Origin of the sequence: Vibrio sp. Vb2131 (genome assembly GCF_033338535.1) — a bacterium.
GTDB classification, from domain to species: Bacteria; Pseudomonadota; Gammaproteobacteria; order Enterobacterales; family Vibrionaceae; genus Vibrio; species Vibrio alginolyticus.
The window spans coordinates 1-625 of sequence record NZ_JAWOSW010000099.1 but is presented as its reverse complement, the minus strand read 5'-3'; the positions used below and the strand labels follow the sequence as shown (position 1 = coordinate 625).

Here is a 625-nt window from a genome sequence, read left to right as displayed (position 1 = left end):
CTTATCCCAGATAAATGGCTTTTGACCACAATCTTCTGCCTCTTCTTTTCGGCGTACCGCATTACGCACCGTCATTGCGCCAATCCAGCGAAACGGCTCTGGAGGGAAATGCCCCAATGGTCCTTTGGCTAAGCCACTTCGAGTCCATTCGTTATCCAACCCTAACACCATAGAAGAGAGGATTTTTCCGCCCATGCGAGTCTGCGCAACACCATTACCTGAATAGCCAAAACCATAAAAGACATTACGTTGCTCGTTCAACTTCCCAAAAAATGGAAAGCCGGAGGTTGAGCGATCGGATCCTCCTGTCCATGAGTATTCAAACTCCGCCTCTTTCAAACTCGGGAAAAGTTTATCGAATGACTTCCTTAGAAGATTTTGATAACGAGTTGGTTTATTGAACATCACGTCCACTTGGTTGTTGAAAGAGAACTGATTGCCTCCCTTGCCTAACATGAGACGACCATCTGGCGTATCGCGGTAGTAATGAACAAAAATACGCGAATCCAACACGCTCGTTCCCGCTTTCCAGCCCGTTTTCCGTAACGACTCACCAAGCGGTTTGGTGATGACCATGTCGGAAGAAACCACCACGATACTGTTTTTGAACTGCGTAAAGTGCTCC

1 protein-coding gene is annotated in these 625 nt (G+C 47.2%); it reads right to left on the bottom strand.

Features of this window, described 5'->3' with window-relative positions:
- Nucleotides 1–625: FAD-dependent oxidoreductase (locus R7E38_RS23080; RefSeq protein WP_318082176.1), on the bottom strand; the 625-nt coding region annotated here is incomplete at both ends.